Source organism: Gordonia sp. 852002-51296_SCH5728562-b (assembly GCF_001665475.1).
Classification (GTDB): domain Bacteria; phylum Actinomycetota; class Actinomycetes; order Mycobacteriales; family Mycobacteriaceae; genus Gordonia; species Gordonia sputi.
In genome coordinates this window covers 14,759-32,201 of the sequence record NZ_LZMI01000061.1, presented here as the reverse complement: position 1 = coordinate 32,201, position 17,443 = coordinate 14,759, and the positions used below count along the sequence as shown (strand labels likewise).

Genomic DNA, 17,443 nt, shown 5'->3' with positions numbered 1-17,443 from the left:
GGGGTGGAACGAGTCGCGGCCGACGATCCGAAGCGCACTGCACTCGCGGTGCGTGCGGCGCATCTGTACTACATGCAAGACCTCGACATGGCCGCCATCGGTCGCGAGATGGGCATGAGCCGCTCGTCGGTGTCGCGACTGCTGAGCTTCGCCCGCGCCACCGGCCTCGTCGACATCACGATCCACGCGCCGGCGGGTAGAACCGGCGAGGTTGCTGACGAGTTCGGCCGACGCTTCGGTGTCAACGCATCGGTCGTCCCGACGACCGCGCAGATGTCCGACGCCGACAGACTCGAGCGCGTCGGCCAAGAAGCCGCGCGTTCGCTGGGCAGGGCGCTGGAGGCCAATACGACGCTCGGCGTGGCCTGGGGTGCGACGATCAGCGTCGTCAGCAGACACGTTGTGCCCAAGGAACTGTGGAACACGCAGATCGTGCAACTCAACGGCGCGGGCAACCCGACGAGTTCGGGAATCGACTACGCCAGCGAGATCCTCCGCCGGTTCGCCACGGCGTATTCGGCTCGCGTGGAACAGTTTCCGGTGCCCGCGTTCTTCGACGACCCGAACACCAAGGTCGCACTGTGGCATGAGCGGAGTACCAAGCGAGTCCTCGACGTCCAGCAGATGATGAACGTGGCGCTCTTCGGACTCGGCGCCCCCGACGCCGACGTCCCCAGCCACGTCTACGCCGGTGGCTACCTCGAGCCCGCCGACTTCGCGTCGCTGCGCTCCGAGCGAGTCGTCGGCGACGTCGCGACGGTGTTCTACCGTCACGACGGCAGCGACGAGGGAATCGAGTTGAACAAGCGATCCTCCGGCCCGGACCTCGATGTGATCCGGGCCGTCCCCCGTCGTATATGTGTGGTGTCGGGAGAGTCGAAAGCCGCTGCGACAGAAGGTGCTTTCGCAGCGGGACTGATCACGGACATCGTGCTCGACGAGAACCTCGCCCGACTGCTCATCCACCGCGACACGACGCACCATGCGCGACGTGGCGGGTGAATGGCAGCCCGGCAACGGTGACATCGTCAGTCCACATCGACCCAGTCGAGCGTGCGCTCAACGGCCTTGCGCCACTGTTTGTAACCGGCTTCGCGCTGGTTCTTGTCCCACTCCGGCTCCCACCGGCGGGCTTCGTTCCAGTTCTCGCGCAGTTCGTCGGTGTTCTTCCAGACTCCGACGGCCAGCCCCGCCGCGTACGCTGCGCCGAGTGCGGTGGTCTCGGCCACGACCGGTCGGCTGACCGGGACGCCGAGCACATCGGCCTGGATCTGCATACACAGTTCGTTGGCGGTGACGCCGCCGTCGACCTTCAGAACATCAAGCGTCACACCGGAATCGGCGGTCATCGCCTCGGTGACGTCGCGCGTCTGATAGCAGATCGACTCCAGGGTGGCACGCGCGAGGTGCGCGTTGGTGTTGAACCGCGAGAGTCCGACGATCGCGCCGCGCGCATCCGACCGCCAGTACGGAGCGAACAGGCCGGAGAATGCGGGCACGAAGTAGACGCCGCCGTTGTCGTCGACCTGACGGGCCAGCGCTTCGGATTGTGATGCGCCGCTGATGATTCCGAGCTGATCGCGCAGCCACTGGACGGCGGAGCCGGTCACCGCGATCGAGCCCTCGAGTGCGTAGACGGGCTTGTCGTCGCCGAGCTGGTACGCGACGGTGGTCAGCAGACCTGACTTGCTGCGCACGATGTCGTTACCGGTGTTGAGCAACATGAAGTTGCCTGTGCCGTAGGTGTTCTTGGCCTCGCCGGGCGCGAAGCAGACCTGGCCGACGGTCGCTGCCTGCTGGTCGCCGAGCACACCGGTGATAGGAACCTCACCCGCAAGCGGTCCGGTCGACTCTGTGACACCGAAAGCCTTGGGGCTCGACGACGGCAGGATGTCGGGAAGCATCGCGCGCGGAATGTTGAACAGGGCCAACAGTTCGTCGTCCCAGTCGAGGCTCTCGAGGTTCATCAGCATGGTGCGGCTCGCGTTGGTCACGTCGGTGACGTGTTCGCCGCCGCGATAGCCGCCGGTGAGATGCCAGGTGAGCCAGGTGTCGGTGGTGCCGAAGATGGCGTCGCCGCTTTCTGCCGCCTCACGGACGCCCGGCACGTTCTCGAGGATCCACTGGATCTTGCCGCCGGCGAAGTAGGTGGCGGGCGGCAGTCCCGCTTTGTGTCGGATGGTGTCGCCGTGGCCGTTTCGTTCCAGGGCGCTGGCGATCTTGTCGGTGCGGGTGTCCTGCCACACGATCGCGTTGTAGTACGGACGTCCCGTTCGACGGTCCCAGACGACGGTGGTCTCACGCTGGTTGGTGATACCGAGGGCGGCCAGGTCGCTGGCCGTCAGTCCTGCTTTGCCGAGCGCTGTCTGGATGACGGCAGATGTCCGCTCCCAGATCTCGACCGGGTTGTGCTCGACCCAGCCGGCGCGGGGAAGGATCTGCTCGTGTTCGAGTTGATGGCGGGCGACCTCGTTACCTGCGTGGTCGAAGATCATGAATCGGGTGCTGGTGGTTCCCTGGTCGACGGAACCGACGAAATCTGGCATGGGTATGTCTCTCGTTCTCGATGAAGTCTGGGATCGGGGTGATGAGTGTGTTCAGTGTCGCGCGCTGACGTGCTCGGGTTCAGTGGGTTCGGAAACACCGATCTCCTGGCTGTCGTCGCCCTCGGTCGGCAGGAAGCGCTCGATGCCGAAGACGAAGATCGCGCCACCGATGAGCCCACCGATGATAGGCGCGACGATCGGTATCCAGAAGTAGAGTTCCGGACCGTTCGCGGAGTACATCGCGTCGCCGTAGCCGGTGATCAATGAGGCAAGTCGCGGACCGAAGTCACGCGCGGGGTTGATGGCGTAACCGGCGTTGGTGCCCCATGCCATGCCGATCGCGACGACGAGGATGCCGATGATGAGCGGCGCCGTGTTGCCCAGCGGAGGATTGTTCACCACGCAGGTGAGGGCAAAGATCACGGCGACGAGGATCGCGGTGCCGACGATCTGGTCGATGAATGCGGTGGTCAGGGAGATGCCGCTGCCCGGGGACGTCGAGAAGATGCCCTGGGTCGCCTTGGTGTGGTCGGGGTCGATTGCCCTGATCTGATCGGCGTAGGTGTAGCGGACGATCAGCGCTCCGATGAACGCGCCGACCATCTGCGCGGCGATGAACGGCAAGACCTTGCGGCGGTCGAAGCCCTTGAACGCGGCCAGGGCGATGGTGACAGCGGGATTGAGGTGAGCGCCGCTGAGACGACCCGCGACGTAGACGGCGAGCGTGACGCCGAAGCCCCACGCAAACGCGATCGAGTTGTGGTCGCCCGCACCGAGCGCCTTGGGAAAGCCTCCGCAGACGACCTGGGCGACCACGCCGCAGCCGAACAGGATGAGGATCATCGTGCCCAGACATTCGGCAGAGAGTTCACCCACCAGCGGGATTTTCTTCGTCATGGTTTCACTCCTTTGTGACCGGCTCGATGTCCTGATGGTGTCGTCGGTACCTGCCGGATGGAACAAAAACTAGGCCGACGGTGTGACCCAGATCAATGATTGCCGTTCGACAATGTCGAACGAAGGTCGGCCATTCTCGATCGCGGGGGCTGTAGACGGCCGTAAAGTCGAGCATCGACACACGTTCACAAGGCTCATAGGACCAGTGGGATCCGAGGGAGGAGGCAAGGTGCCGGGACCAATCCAGTCGATCCAGCGCGCCGCCGCCGCGCTCGACCTGCTCGAGCGCAGTCCGCGGTCGTTGTCGTTACGAGAAATCGCGACTGAGCTGGGCTTACCGAAGGCAACCGTGCACGGCATCCTCAGCACCCTCCTCGACATCGGCTACGTCGATCAGGACGAGGACGGCTCCTACCTCACCGGTGCGCACCACAACGGCGCGCCGTCGAATCTCGACGGCAACGTGTTGCGGTCGGCGGCGATGGGGTGGTGCGACACCCTGGCGGCAATGCTCGACATGCAGGTCTGGCTCGAGGTGCTCGACACCGACGCCGCAGTTGTGGTGCATCACGTCTTCAGGCCCGACGACTCGCCCCAGCGGATGCGCGTCGGCGAGCGCGTGCCGCTACATGCGTCGGCAGGCGGGAAGTTGCTCCTCGCCTACTCGCAGAATCGGGATCGATTGTTGCGCAACATGATTCTGGACAGGTTCACCTCGGACACGGTTGTCTCGCGCACCGATCTCGCAGCCGAGATCGCCACCGTGCGTCAAACCGGATTGGCCACCGAACATGGCGAGTACGAACGCGGCAGTGCTGCGACGGCCATTCCCGTGCACGGGCGCAGGCCCGGTGAGATCGGCGCGCTCGTCGTGGTCGGACCACCGTCGACGATCTTTCGGTCGGGCACGCTGCCGCGCAACGTCGTGATCGATCAGATGCGACAGGCTGCGACGTCGATCGACCGGGAGTTGGGTGCTGCGCGGTGAGCGCGAAGGCCACCGACGGCTCGGTCGTCGCGGCGATCGATGTCGGGACGACGTCGTCACGCTGCATGCTCTTCGATAGGCACGGCCGCATGGTGTCGATCGCCCAACTCGAGCAGAAACAGACGTTCCCGCGGCCGGGTTGGGTGGAACAGAACGCGCACGAGCTGTGGGTCAACGTGCAGAAGGTCGTACCCAAGGCACTCGCTCTCGCCGGCCGGACGCCGTCGGACGTCGTCGCGCTCGGTGTTGCCAACCAGCGCGAGACGACGGTCATCTGGGATCGACGCACCGGACGCCCCCTCGCCCCCGCGATCACCTGGCAGGACACGCGCACCGGGCCGATGGTCGACCAACTCGGCGAGCACGCCAGCGAGATCCGCGACGTGACAGGACTCGACCCGGCGACCTACTTCGCCGCGCCGCGTCTGCGCTGGCTGCTCGACAACATCGGTGGCGCTGAAGCGTCGGCCCAGCACGGCGAGGTCTTGTTCGGGACGCTGGAGACCTGGCTCATCTGGAACCTGACCGGTGGCCCCAAGGGCGGCATCCACATCACCGACGTCACCAACGCCAGTCGCACCCTGTTGCTCGATCTTCGACGACGCGACTGGAGTTCACGGATGCTTCGTCTACTCGACATCCCGGAGGCGATGATGCCGAGGGTTGTCGGCAGTAGTGAGGTGTACGCCAAGTGTGCTCGCGTGCTGCCGGGTGTGCCGATCGCGAGTGCGCTCGGCGATCAGCAGTCGGCGCTGTTCGGCCAGACCTGCTTCACTCCCGGCGACGTCAAATGTACCTATGGCACAGGCGCTTTCGTGCTGATGAACGTGGGAACGTCGATCGTTCCGTCGGCGCGTGGTCTCGTGCCGACCATCGCCTACAGCCTGCCGGGTGAGGCCCCGGTGTACGCACTCGAGGGTCCGATCGCGATGACGGGTTCGCTGGTGAGCTGGTGTCGGGATCAACTCGGCCTGATCGACACCGCGCCGGAGATCGAGACTCTCGCACGGACCGTCGACGACAACGGAGGCTGCTACGTGGTCCCTGCCTTCTCCGGACTCTATGCGCCGCACTGGAATTCGGAAGCCCGCGGGATCGTGACCGGGCTGACGTCGTATGTCACAAAAGGTCATCTTGCCCGCGCGGTGCTCGAGGCAACCGCGTGGCAGACAGCCGACGTCGTCGAAGCGATGCGCGACGTCGCCGGTATTCAACTGCAGCGGCTGGCTGTCGACGGCGGGATGACGGCGAACAACCTGCTCATGCAGCACGTCGCCGACGTCCTCGACGTCCCCGTCATCAGGCCCTTCGTCTCCGAGACAGTGTCACTGGGGGCGGCATACGCCGCGGGACTGGCCGTCGGCTACTGGGACGATCTCGATTCGCTGCGGGAGAACCGGCACGTCGCGGCCTCGTGGACGCCGTCGATGGATCCGCAGCGCAGACGCCGTGAAGCCGCGGGCTGGCAATCGGCGGTGCGTCGAGCTCTCGCCGACGTCTGAGCGTCGAGACCCGATCGAGATGCCGCGGGGTCGGGCGCATTGCAGATCTCGTGGCGAAGCTTCGACATAGCGGCTAACATCGGAACAGAGGTTCCTCTTCGCGTGACCGGGACGGACTAGCGACGTCCCGGGAGTTTGGTTGTTTCGGCACCGGCCGCGCCGCTGCTGCCGACACTTCCGCATGACTACCCGAAAACTGCGCGTGCCCACCTGAATTCGTGCCCACCCGAATTCGGACTCAGTGGCGTCGCGCCCGAGCGAAGTGAGGAAGCTTTGTCCGAGTCATGGTTTGGTAGCGACCCTTTCAGCAGCAACGACGCCTTCGGCGACATCTTCAACAGGTTCTTCGGCAGCAGCGGCACCCGTCCGCAGGTGCAGCGCGTCGACGTCAACCGATTGTTCAGTGACGACACCAAGCGACTGGTCTCGGCGGCCGCGCAGGCAGCCGTAGAGTGGGGGAACTCCGAGATCACACCCGAGCATCTCCTGTACGGTGCCACGCAGGTCGAGCCGTCGCGTTCGATCATCGAGCAGACCGGCCTCGACCCGGAAACCGTTGCCTCACAGATGCAGGCGATCTCGTCGGTCGACGGCGGGGGACCAGCGACGAGAACCCCGGTCTGAGTCCGGCGGCCCGGCAGGCGCTGCGCAACGCACAACAGCAGGCGGCGCGTGCGAACGTCGGATACGTGGGGCCCGAGCACGTACTCCTCGGCATCGCGATGTTGCCGTCCGACATCCCGGCCGCGCGAGTGTTGAAGGGCGGGGCGGGAATCGACGAGGGGCGCAAGGCGGAGGCCAAGCCCGCAGCGCAGTCGGACACCCCGACGCTCGACGAGTACGGGCGCGATCTGACCGAACAGGCCAGGGAGGGCAACGTCGATCCCGTGGTGGGTCGCAACGACGAGATCGAGGAGACCATCGAGATCCTCTCGCGGCGTCGTAAGAACAATCCGGTGCTGATCGGCGACCCCGGCGTCGGAAAGACGGCGATCGTCGAAGGTCTGGCGCAACGCATCGTCAACGGCGACGTGCCGTCGACGCTCGCCGGGCGACGCGTGATCGCGCTCGACATGAGTTCGATGGTCGCGGGCGCAAAGTATCGCGGCGAGTTCGAGGAGCGGCTCACCAAGGTGCTCGACGAGGTGCGCGAGCACTCCGATGAGCTCATCCTGTTCATCGACGAGTTGCACACCATCGTCGGTGCCGGATCGGGCGGCGAGGGATCGATGGATGCGGGCAACATGCTCAAGCCCGCGCTCGCCCGAGGTGAGTTACACACCATCGGGGCAACGACGATCGACGAATACCGCAAGTACATCGAGAAGGATGCCGCACTCGAACGTCGCTTCCAGCCGGTGATGATCTCCGAACCCTCCGTCGACGACACGATCCAGATCCTCGAAGGCCTCGCCGACGTTTACGAAGAACATCACCAGGTGCGGTACACGAAGGAATCTCTCGTCGCCGCAGCCGAATTGACCGACCGCTACGTCACCGACAGGTTCATGCCGGACAAGGCCATCGACGTGATCGACCAGGCGGGTGCGCGAGTTCGGTTGCGTACCAAGACTCCCGACCCCGAGACACGGGAGTTCGACGAGGAGGTCGCCCGTCTCGAACGTGAGAAGGAATCGGCCGTCGCCAACGAGGACTACGAGCGCGCGAATCAACTCAAGACCGAGATCGACGAGAAGCGCGCGAGTGCCGGTGCCGCAGGTCTGTCGCCGACACCTGAGGTGACCGTCATGGATATCGCCGAGGTGGTGTCGAGGCAGACGGGAATCCCGGTGTCGGAGTTGACCACCGAGGAACGCGAGAAGTTGCTCGGTCTCGAGAACACGCTGCACGACAGGGTGATCGGCCAGGACAAGGCCGTGACCGCGGTGGCCGAGGCAGTGCGTCGGGCACGAGCGGGACTCTCCGACCCCAACCGGCCGATCGGATCGTTCCTCTTCCTCGGACCGACCGGCGTCGGCAAGACGGAACTCGCGAAAGCCCTTGCCGCAGCGGTCTTCGGCGACGAGGCTCGCATGATCCGCTTCGACATGAGCGAGTTCCAGGAGAAGCACAACGTCGCCCGACTCGTCGGTGCACCTCCCGGATATGTCGGATACGACGACGCCGGGCAGCTCACCGACAAGGTTCGCCGTCAGCCGTACTCGGTGATCCTGTTCGACGAGATCGAGAAGGCGCACCCCGACGTGTTCAACGTGCTGCTGCAGTTGCTCGACGACGGTCGGGTGACCGACGGTCAGGGTCGCACAGTCGATTTCAAGAACACGCTGGTGATCATGACGAGCAACATCGGATCGGACCTCATCCTCAACGCGCCTGATGGCGATGTGGAGAAGGTGGTTCCCGATGTGATGGATCTGCTGCGGCAACGATTCCGTCCGGAGTTCCTCAACCGCATCGACGAGACCGTCGTTTTCGATCGACTCGACAAGACGCAGCTGCGTCAGATCGTCGACCTGACCCTCGACGGGACGCGACGCATGCTCAAGTCGCAGAGCATCGGACTCGACGTGACCGACGCGGCGAAAGATCAACTCGCCGAAGAGGGTTACCAGCCGGAGTTCGGTGCGCGCCCACTGCGCAGGCTGATTCAGAAGCAGCTCGACAACGAGCTGTCGAACCTCGTGCTCAAGGGTGCGGTCGAGCCGGGCGACACCGTCGTCGTCGATGCGGGCGAGCCGAGGCTCACCCTGTCGGTGAAGAAGGGCGCGGCGTCTCAGGCGCCTGCCGACGAGCTTGCCGAGGCGCCCGCGAAGTCGGCAGAACCGGCGACGACCGATACGTCGGCTACAAAGGAATCCCAACAACCAGCCGCATCCGGTGCGGCACAGGAGAACTGACACACGTGAACGCTCACAACCGCAAGACACGCGACGCCATCCTCGGACATCCCGCTCCGCGCGACATCGAATGGACGCAGTTCATCAACATGTGGGAAGACGTCGCAGACGAGGTCGAGCAGGAGCACGGCGACCGCCTGTCGGTATCGCTCAACGGGCATCGCGAGGTCTTCCACCGACCGCACGACGGACGGGTGTCGATCGAGGACATCGAGCTCGCTCGCCACCTGCTGGCTGCCAAGCCCGAAGACCAAGGTGAGGGCGATCTCGCCGTGGTCACCGTCGACGCCAAGGGGGCACGGATTCTGTCCTACGACCTCGACGAGGTGAAGGTCACCGACGACGCCGAGAAGGTGCGCGACAAGCAGTCCGTCGCGCGTCACCTGCGGACCGTCGAACGCGCAACCGGCCGCGACGACGAGAAGGAGCTCGACGCGTTCTTCAAGGAACTGTCCGGATCGATCAAGCTCGATCTGAAGGACCGCTCGTTCGTTCTCCTCGGCCACGGGAAGGGCAAGGCCGACGTCGCGGAGCAGTTCTCGAAGTGGTTGTCAGAACACGACAAATCAGTCTATGACCGCATTATGGGCGTGGCTGCGATCGACCTGAGCGCGGCCACCGACGCCGATATCGAGCAGCGCGCACTCGAGGTGACCCGCGGGGGCGTCGTCTGATTGACGGCTTGGTGGATCGCGCTGCGCGGATGGTGGCGCTGTTCTAGTTTGAGCGGGTGCGCAGAGTAGATGTGAGTCGACGGTCGGTGTTCGTACGAGCGGTCGTCGTCGCGCTTGTGTTGTCCTTGTCGCTGCTGGGGTACTCGGGGGGTTCGGCGGGCTCGGCGTCGGCGGCACCCCCGGCGGCACCCCAGTCGTCGACCGGGCAGGCCGCGAGTCCCGCTGCGGCGCCAACGGTTACGCCTGCGAACGATCCGTTCTACACCCCGAGCGTGCCGATCGGTGGGCTGCGGCCCGGTGCGGTGATCTCGTCTCGTGTCGTGACGCTCGGCACGAACGGCACCAGCCTGCCCGCGACGGGCACGCAACTGCTGTACCGGACCAACGACGCCTTCGGGCGCCGTCGTCGACGGTCACCACGATCATCTCGCCGCCAGGCAGCAGGCCGGGCACGCCGCGGCGCATGATCTCGTATCACGAGTTCTACGACGCGCTCGGCAGTCAGTGCGACCCGTCGTACACGCTGCGCGGTGGCAAGTCGTCGTCGAGTGCGGTCGATGTCACGATGATCGCGTCGATGGTCTCAGCCGGCTACACGGTGGTGGTCCCCGACTACGAGGGTCCCAACATGCGGTGGACCATCGGCAAGGAATCGGCGCACGCCGCGCTCGACGGAATCCGTGCGGCACAACGGTTTCTGCGCGCCCCCGCCTCGACGCCGGTCGGCCTCTACGGATACTCGGGCGGGTCCATCCCGACAGGATTCGGTGCCGAGTTGGCGCCGTCGTATGCACCTGAGTTGAACCTGGTCGGTGCGACGGCCGGCGGCGTGCTGGTCAACCCGGCACACAACCTCGCCTATGTGAACGGGACCACGCGGTGGTCGGCGGTGATCCCCGCACTCATGAGCGTCTACGACGAGACGTACGGCATCGGTATCGATAAGTACCTGTCGCCCAAGGGTGTTCAGGTTCTCGGCGACATTCGTGGTGAGTGCATCAACAACTTCCTCGGCAAGTACCCGAATCTGACCGATTCGTCGTTGCTGCTCCCGCAGTATCCTTCGCTCCTCGACGTTCCGGGTATCCCCGCAGCGATCAAGGCGAACGTGATGGGTTCCCTCGGCACACCTCGAACACCGATGATGCTCGGCGTCGGAGACAAGGACGGTCGAGGTGACGGGGTGATGCTCACCGCCGATGTGGTCGGGCTGAGCAGAAGCTACTGTGCGCGTGGACTTTCCACGTCGATCCATGTGTACCAGGGACTCGACCACGCCGAGGCGCTCGCGCCGTGGACCGGCGACGCGTTGGCCTACCTCAACGACAGGTTCGCCGGTCGGCCGGCGCCGCGCTGCTGACGGTCAGGGGTGCACCGGGTTTCGGCCGAGTTGCTGCCCCACGAGCGCCGCGAGGTTGTTGCCGACGAGGTTGACGAAAGCGGGCCAGGTGTCGGGGTTGAGTGCCATCGTTCCCTGGTCGCTCGTAGAACATCCGCGTCGAACGGGCTTGCCGTCCAGGCGATCTGCCATCCAGACGACTGCAGGAGCGAAGCCCTCGACGGCCAGCGTGATGTGCTCGCTGAAGTGGTCGCGCGTGTACTGTATGTCGGCTCCCGGCGTTGCGCAGTAGGTCTTCACGAGGGTGTTGACCGGACCGACCGGGGCTATCCAGTCGGGATTCGATTGGTAGATGAACATCGGGAAGGTCGGAGTGTTGCGCCCCATCTTCAACTCGTTCAGCACTTTTCGTGGTGCCGGGTAGTCCAGTGGGTCACCGGGGACGTCGATCAGTCCCTTGATGTTGAGGAACGGGGCGAGCGCCGCCTGGTAGGAGAGGCACAGCGGATTCTTGCCCTCGATGAGCGCCTTGCCCAGCGGGTTGGTATGTGCGCGTAGGAAAGCCGCGAGCTCTGGGTACTCGCGACTGACACCGATCACCCCGGCGAGGATGAGGCCGGACGCCGCGTTGTTGTTGGCGAGGTCGACGAGCGCGCGGATGTTCGCGGGCACACCACCTTCGGCTGCCCCGACGATCGGCAGCTCGGGAGCATAGGACTCGTGAAGCTCCGACGCCCAGCCGGTCGCGATGGCACCACCGGAGTAACCCATCAGACCAACTCGCAGGTCGCGCTTGAGGCCCAACGGCGTGAAGTTCCGTGCACCCCGAATCGCATCAAGGGTGATACGCCCGGCGAGAGGGCCTGCGGCGAAAGCGGAATCGGGTCCCTGATGGTCGGGGATCACCACCGAGTAGCCGGCCGCGACGAGCGACGTGATCTGGAGCAGTTCGAATGTGGAATCGACCGAGCCGGTCAGGGTTCCCGGAATCGAGGCCTGCTGCAGTGCATACGACGGCGCGCAGTACTGCGCCGTCGAATCCTCGGCCGACTGCCACGAGACCAGCTTGGACGGACCGGGTTTCGCTTTGCCGCGGGGTTTGAGCACAGTGGCGACGGAGGCGATCGGCTCGCCGCGAGTGTTGGTCGAGCGGAAGGAGTACTGCCAACTGTCGACGTTCAACGGAAAGATCGAGAGCGCGGCCAGGTTGACCCGTCGAGCCGCGATGAGTTCACCGGGATGCTTGGTGGCCACGGTCTGCGCGGGTGGCGAGTAGAAACTCTTGTCGAACTCGGGGATCGCCGGCGGAACGGGGAAGGGGAGCGCCGGCGCGACCGGCACCGCCGACGCCTGCCCCGCGCCGGAGATCAACGCTCCCGCAATCATTCCGAGCGCCATCAGTGCCGCAACCCCGACCGTCCACACGCGCATGACTGCGTGACCTGTTCCCCGACTCACCTGCATGACTCCTCGCTGCCAATGAGTGAGACACCAACGTCTCACTGTGGGGAGAAGCTACTCCAGTGTGGTGTGGCACACAAGATCGGCGCGGAGTTGGTCAGGTCTCGACAGGCTGGTCGGAACGTCAGAGGGGTCAGATCTCAGCGAACGCCAGGAGGACGTCGGCGAGGAGTTCGACGACGTCGTCGATCGACTCGGGATCGGGGGAGAGGCTCCAGCGGTGCACGATCGCGGTGAGTGCGCCGACGAAGGCGATTCCGAGCTGATCAGTGCGTGAGTCGGTGGGCCTTCCCGCGAAGGCCGACATCGCGGCAACGAAGTACGACACCCACTCGTCGCGTCCGTCGAGTCTGTGCTGTTCGACGCGCGGACTGACTCCGACGATCTGTGCGAATGACACCTCGGCACGCCGGGGATCGGTGCCCACAGAGCTCATGTAGGCGCGCATCGCAGCGGTTGCCAAGACGTGCGTGTCACGAGAAGTGCTCTCCGACAACGCCGTTGCGACGGCATCTCGGGCGGCACCCTGGATCTCGTCGTAGAGCGCGACGAGGAGTTCCTCGCGGTCGGAGAACAGCTCGTAGAACTGTCGACGCGACAGACCCGCTTCTCGGCAGATCGACGTCACCGACGACTTGGCGTAGCCGACGGAGGCGAATTCGCCCAGTGCCGCGTCGAAAAAGCGTCGACGCCTCTCTGCCAGCCGGTCGGCGACAGGACGTCCGGCGTACGTGCGCTGGCCCGGTTCGATTGTCACAGTTCTGTTGTCACGGTTCGCTTGTCACGGTTGGGTTGTCACGCTGAGGACTGTCACGGCGCGTCAATGTGCTTGGAGCGCAACTCGTGTCCCTTCGACGTCAGGCAGCGCCCCGACGGAAGGTCCCACTGCCAGCCGTGCAGATTGCAGGTGAGCTTCTCGCCCTCGACCACACCGAACTTGGAGAGGTCGGCCTTGAGGTGCGGGCAGCGGCGCTGAATCTCCCAGCCGTCCTTGACGATCGACGCCGAGTCGTCGTGCGCTTCGGAGAACCAGCCGTCGGCGTAGGCGATCCGCTCGTCGGTGAGGCATTTGAAGAAGGTGTAGAGGTACTCGTTGTAGCCGCCGATGCGCCACGTGGTGAACCGCGTCGACAAGAAGATGGTATTGACCCAGTCGGGTTCTTGATCGCGCAGCACCGTGCGCACCAGTTCGGGTGCGATGCGAAAACCGTAGCGGTACTTGCCTTCTCCGTCTTTCGGCTCGCGCACGATGCGGTTGGGGAAGTCGAGGACGACGGTCTGTGCCTGCGGGTGGTCGGCGCCGTCTTTGCTGTGGAAGTCCGGGGTGATGACCAGGCCGACCGGGTAGCCGATGCCGTCGCAGATCAGGTCCGACTGCACCATGATCGGCTCGAACAATTCGCGGAGAGGCTCGAGGAGCGATTCACCGTCGTCGACCGCCCACGTTTCCTTCTGTGCGGCGATGACCGGTGCGAACTTCTCCTTCATCCGCTCGAGGTACGCCTGCTTGTTCTCGCCGAACACGTCGTGCGGGGCGTACGGGTGGCTGACCTCGTCGAGCGTCGAACCGGTGAAGCGGGCCGTCGAACCCGACACCATCATCAGGCCGCGGTGATGCTCGCCGTCGTCGGTGCCGTGGATGACCATCTGCTCGAGGAAGGTCTCCTGGTCGGGGAAGATCGACGTCACGTCGCCCGGGCGTGCGTTCTGTGATGGGTCGTCGATCCCGGACCCGAAGTCGTTCAGTTCGAACAGGTCGTCGTCGAGGAACATCGGCGGGCCTGCCGACGGGATGACCCACGTAGCCCCGACCTGTTCGATGTACGAGCGGGCGCGGTCCATGCCGCGCTGACGCTTCTGCGCGGCGAAGTTGGCCTTGGAGCGCTTCGGGATGTCGTAGACCATCGGGTACCAGATGGCGCCCGAGTACTGCAGCATGTGGACGTCGATGTGGCCGAACTGCTCGAAGATGACGTCGAGGTCGATCGGCCGGGAGTCGTTCATGTTGAACACTGTTGTCTCGCCGTCGGAGACGACGAGGCCGGAGTCGCCGATCGGACCGTCGGCGGGCGCGCGCAACGCGACGATCATGATGTCGAGGTCGCCCTTGGGGCCGCTGACCGTGGTCTTGACCGAGTCGGTTGTCTCGACGAACTTGGTGAACCCGAGCTTCTCGAGCTCGCGCTTGAGGTCGGGGACCGGGTAGTCGGGGAGCAGGACCGTCGCGTCCTTGCTGATGTTCTCGCGCAGGTTGCGCTCGTCGAAGTGGTCGAGGTGCAGGTGTGAGACGTAGAGGTAGTCGCACTGGCCGAGCGCTTTCCAGTCCAGCTCGGAGTTGTCGGGGAAGGGCACCCACGACGCGAAGTACGTCGGATTGGTCCAGGGATCGCAGAGGATCGAGCCTGCGTTGGTCTGGAGGTGGAAACCGGCGTGTCCGATGCTGGTGATCTGCACGTGGGGCCTTTCGTGTTCGCGCGGGGGCTGAGGTTCTACGGGTCGCGCGGTGGAGCTCTCGACCATCCAATCTATCGACTGCGTGCAACTCGCGTCATGGGGCTTCGGTACCGTTCTCGATCGCTGTGATGGGGCGCACTCCCTCGCGTGTGCGCACGGGTGGAGATGAGTCGCTGTGGGGTGTTGCGGCACTGGCTAAGCTCGACACATGGAACCCGTGTACGCCTCTGTGATCACAACCGCGCGACTGTTGTGGCTGGCCGAAGGCTTGAAGTTCGAGATCTCCGGCGTCGAGAACGTCCCCAAGACCGGGCCGGGCGTGGTTGCGCTCAATCACACGGGCTACATGGACTTCACCTACGCGGGCATCCCCGCGTATCTCCAGGGCAAGCGATACGTGCGGTTCATGGCGAAGAAAGAGGTCTTCGACAACAAGGTCTCGGGGCCGATCATGCGAGCGCTCAAGCACATCCCGGTCGACCGGGCCAACGGCGCCGACAGCTATCACCAGGCGGTCGAGTACCTCAAGCAGGGCGAGCTGGTCGGGGTGTACCCGGAGGCGACGATCAGCCGGAGCTTCGAGCTCAAGGACTTCAAGAACGGTGCCGCACGGATGGCACTCGAGGCCGGGGCGCCGCTGCTCCCGACCGTGATCTGGGGAGCGCAGCGCGTCTGGACCAAGGGGTTCCTCAAGCAACTCGGCCGCACCGGCTACAAGATCATGGTCGGCGTGGCCGAGCCGATCGAGCCCGTCGGCGATCCCGAGACCTTGACCGCGCAGCTGCACAAGTCGATGAGCGAGAAACTGCTCGAACTACAGGACGCCTACGGTGAGCACCCCAAGGGCGAGTTCTGGGTGCCCGCACGACTGGGAGGGTCGGCGCCGACGTTGGAGGAAGCCAACCGCCTGGACGCCGAGGAACAAGCGGCCAGGGAGGCGCGCAGGGCGGCGCGTGACGAGTCGTCGCCCGAGTAGGTGCCCCCGGGTGGTTGCTTTCGGGTGGTCGGCAGGCTGCCCGATAGGCTGGTCAGGTGAGTTCTGAGTCGAGAGGTGAGTTCGGCGACTCGTCGCGTCGGGAGCCGGTGTTCCGTGCTCTCGAACTGATTGCCACCGGGATCGTCCGCGGGCAGAAGATGGATCTGCGATTCGACGGTCTCGACAACATCCCCGCCGACGGTGGTGCTGTCCTGGTGATCAACCACACGAGCTACGTCGACTTTCTGCCCGCGGCGTACGGCGTGTATCAGGCGGGGCGTCGAACGCGGTTCATGATCAAGTCCGAGATGATGGATATCGCCATCATGCGGTTCTTGATCACCCGCACGCGCTCTGTGCCGGTTGATCGATCGCAGGGCGTTGAGGCTTATCGTGGCGCGGTCTCGGCGCTGCGAGAGGGTCGGATCGTCGCGGTGTATCCGGAGGCGACGATCAGTCGCAGCTTTGAGCTCAAGGACTTCAAGACCGGTGCGGTGCGCATGGCCGCTGAGGCTGGGGTGCCGTTGATCCCGACGATTGTCTGGGGTGCGCAGCGACAGTGGACCAAGGGCGGCACACGTGACATGGGGCGCAGTCGGATTCCGGTCCGCGTGCGCTACGGCAGTCCGATAACGGTTGCGCCCGAGAGCAATTCGGAGCAGGAGACATCGCGGTTACGAGATGTGATGCACGAGCAGCTCCTGCGTGTTCAGGATGACTACGGGTCGCATCCGGAGGGCGAGTTCTGGGTGCCCCACCGACTCGGGGGTTCGGCGCCCACGCCCGAGGAGGCTGCTGTCATCGAGAAAGACGAGGCCGAGCGCAAGGCCGCAGCCCGCGAGCGAAAGGCCAATGGTGAGTGACGCATCCGCGGCGTCGACCGGCGAGAGCACCGTCGGATTCGACGGCCCGCCGACACTGATCGCCAGCGACGTCGACGGAACTCTGATCGACGACCAGAACACCGTGTCGCCCTTCACGATCGGCGTACTCGGGGCAGCGTGTGATGCCGGCACCGAGTTCGTCCTGGCGACGGGCAGGCCACCGCGCTGGATCGCCGAGATCACCGACCAATTCCCGGGTTCCGCGGTCAACGTGCGATATGCGGTGTGCGCCAACGGCGCGATCATCTACGACGTCGCGAACGACAAGATCGTGTACTCGTCGCTGCTGCAGACGGATCGGCTCGCGGTGCTCCGCGAGGTGATCGCGCGGTGTCTACCCGACGCCGGGGTTGCCGGAGAGCGAGTCGGCTCGTCGGAATTCGACGCTGCCACACCGCCGTTCGTGGCGACGGCCGGCTACCGGCACGCCTGGCTGAACCCCGATCACATCGAGGTCGGCGATGACGAGGTCTACGCGGAGCCGGTGGTGAAACTTCTTGTGCGACAGCCTGATCTGGCCAGCGGTGAGATGGCTCGGCGGCTTCTGCCGGAGGTCGACGGCATTGCGCAGGTCACCTTCTCCACCGACAACGGATTGATCGAGCTCTCGGTGCCCGACACGCACAAGGCGTCGGGTCTGGACAAACTCATCGATCTTGCAGGACTTTCCGGCGAGCGCACCGTCGCGTTCGGTGACATGCCGAACGACGTCGAGATGCTCACCTGGGCCGGGCACGGAGTTGCGATGGGACACGCGCATCCGGCTGCGATCGCCGCCGCCGACGAAGTGACGGTCGGCAACAACGAGGACGGCGTCGCGCGGGTGCTCGCGCGGTGGTTCGGCTAGAACCACCGCGCAAGCCA

At 65.0% G+C, this 17,443-nt stretch carries 12 protein-coding genes and 2 pseudogenes; 9 read left to right on the top strand and 5 right to left on the bottom strand.

Translation table 11 applies throughout. The annotated features are described in order from the left end of the window. Window positions 1-3 precede the first annotated feature (3 nt). The gene (locus tag A5766_RS10780) at window positions 4-1,002 is read left to right on the top strand and encodes a sugar-binding transcriptional regulator (RefSeq protein WP_064861558.1); all 999 of its coding nucleotides are present in this window, start codon (window positions 4-6) and stop codon (window positions 1,000-1,002) included. Between the two features lie 26 nt (window positions 1,003-1,028). On the opposite strand, the gene glpK (A5766_RS10775) is transcribed toward A5766_RS10780, so the two are convergent. Continuing rightward, the gene (gene glpK, locus A5766_RS10775; protein ID WP_064904708.1) at window positions 1,029-2,546 is read right to left on the bottom strand and encodes a glycerol kinase GlpK; all 1,518 of its coding nucleotides are present in this window, start codon (window positions 2,544-2,546) and stop codon (window positions 1,029-1,031) included. A gap of 51 nt (window positions 2,547-2,597) precedes the next feature. Further along, on the bottom strand, window positions 2,598-3,443 hold the full coding sequence (locus A5766_RS10770; RefSeq protein WP_064904706.1) for an MIP/aquaporin family protein: 846 nt from the start codon (window positions 3,441-3,443) through the stop codon (window positions 2,598-2,600). A 229-nt stretch (window positions 3,444-3,672) separates the two neighbouring features. Here A5766_RS10770 and A5766_RS10765 point away from each other — a divergent pair, with 229 nt between their 5' ends. The 5 genes and pseudogenes from A5766_RS10765 (at window position 3,673) to A5766_RS10745 (ending at window position 10,825) form a co-directional block, all read left to right on the top strand. Next, the gene (locus tag A5766_RS10765) at window positions 3,673-4,431 is read left to right on the top strand and encodes an IclR family transcriptional regulator (protein ID WP_005206218.1); all 759 of its coding nucleotides are present in this window, start codon (window positions 3,673-3,675) and stop codon (window positions 4,429-4,431) included. After that, window positions 4,428-5,933: a glycerol kinase GlpK gene (gene glpK, locus A5766_RS10760; RefSeq protein WP_005206219.1), complete on the top strand. Its 1,506-nt coding sequence runs from the start codon at window positions 4,428-4,430 to the stop codon at window positions 5,931-5,933. The genes A5766_RS10765 and glpK (A5766_RS10760) overlap by 4 nt, the downstream gene beginning before the upstream one ends. A 273-nt stretch (window positions 5,934-6,206) precedes the next feature. Next, window positions 6,207-8,791 (top strand): annotated as a pseudogene (locus A5766_RS10755) (AAA family ATPase). Between the two features lie 5 nt (window positions 8,792-8,796). Next, window positions 8,797-9,465 (top strand): hypothetical protein, encoded by a 669-nt coding sequence (locus A5766_RS10750; protein ID WP_064904703.1) that lies wholly within the window; start codon window positions 8,797-8,799, stop codon window positions 9,463-9,465. A 116-nt stretch (window positions 9,466-9,581) separates the two neighbouring features. Further along, window positions 9,582-10,825 (top strand): annotated as a pseudogene (locus tag A5766_RS10745) (lipase family protein). A 3-nt stretch (window positions 10,826-10,828) separates the two neighbouring features. Here A5766_RS10745 and A5766_RS10740 read toward each other — a convergent pair. The 3 genes from A5766_RS10740 to A5766_RS10730 all read right to left on the bottom strand — a co-directional run bounded on the left by A5766_RS10740 (window position 10,829) and on the right by A5766_RS10730 (window position 14,719). Further along, complete coding sequence (locus A5766_RS10740; RefSeq protein WP_085941938.1) at window positions 10,829-12,202, bottom strand: lipase family protein; 1,374 nt, start codon at window positions 12,200-12,202, stop codon at window positions 10,829-10,831. Window positions 12,203-12,398: 196 nt separating this feature from the next. After that, window positions 12,399-13,022 (bottom strand): TetR/AcrR family transcriptional regulator, encoded by a 624-nt coding sequence (locus tag A5766_RS10735; RefSeq protein ID WP_005206229.1) that lies wholly within the window; start codon window positions 13,020-13,022, stop codon window positions 12,399-12,401. A gap of 53 nt (window positions 13,023-13,075) precedes the next feature. Beyond that, a complete protein-coding gene (locus tag A5766_RS10730) occupies window positions 13,076-14,719 on the bottom strand; it encodes a Rieske 2Fe-2S domain-containing protein (RefSeq protein WP_005206231.1) in 1,644 nt (547 codons plus the stop codon). A gap of 208 nt (window positions 14,720-14,927) precedes the next feature. Between A5766_RS10730 and A5766_RS10725 the strand changes: the two genes are divergently transcribed. The 3 genes from A5766_RS10725 to A5766_RS10715 are packed head-to-tail and all read left to right on the top strand — an operon-like array spanning window position 14,928 to window position 17,426. Further along, entirely contained in the window at window positions 14,928-15,695 is a 768-nt protein-coding gene (locus A5766_RS10725; RefSeq protein ID WP_005206233.1) for a lysophospholipid acyltransferase family protein, read from the top strand. Window positions 15,696-15,751: 56 nt separating this feature from the next. Continuing rightward, window positions 15,752-16,558: a lysophospholipid acyltransferase family protein gene (locus tag A5766_RS10720; RefSeq protein WP_005206235.1), complete on the top strand. Its 807-nt coding sequence runs from the start codon at window positions 15,752-15,754 to the stop codon at window positions 16,556-16,558. Then, window positions 16,551-17,426, top strand: coding sequence for an HAD family hydrolase (locus A5766_RS10715; protein ID WP_005206237.1), 876 nt, complete (start codon window positions 16,551-16,553; stop codon window positions 17,424-17,426). Before A5766_RS10720 ends, A5766_RS10715 begins: the two co-directional genes overlap by 8 nt. Window positions 17,427-17,443: the final 17 nt, after the last annotated feature.

What these genes read in the sequence shown, in the direction of transcription:
- A5766_RS10725 (WP_005206233.1), top strand. Translation starts at nt 14,928, where the DNA reads ATGGAACCCGTGTACGCCTCTGTGATCACAACCGCGCGACTGTTGTGG.
- glpK (WP_064904708.1), bottom strand. Translation starts at nt 2,546, where the DNA reads ATGCCAGATTTCGTCGGTTCCGTCGACCAGGGAACCACCAGCACCCGA.
- A5766_RS10740 (WP_085941938.1), bottom strand. Translation starts at nt 12,202, where the DNA reads ATGGCGCTCGGAATGATTGCGGGAGCGTTGATCTCCGGCGCGGGGCAG.
- A5766_RS10770 (WP_064904706.1), bottom strand. Translation starts at nt 3,443, where the DNA reads ATGACGAAGAAAATCCCGCTGGTGGGTGAACTCTCTGCCGAATGTCTG.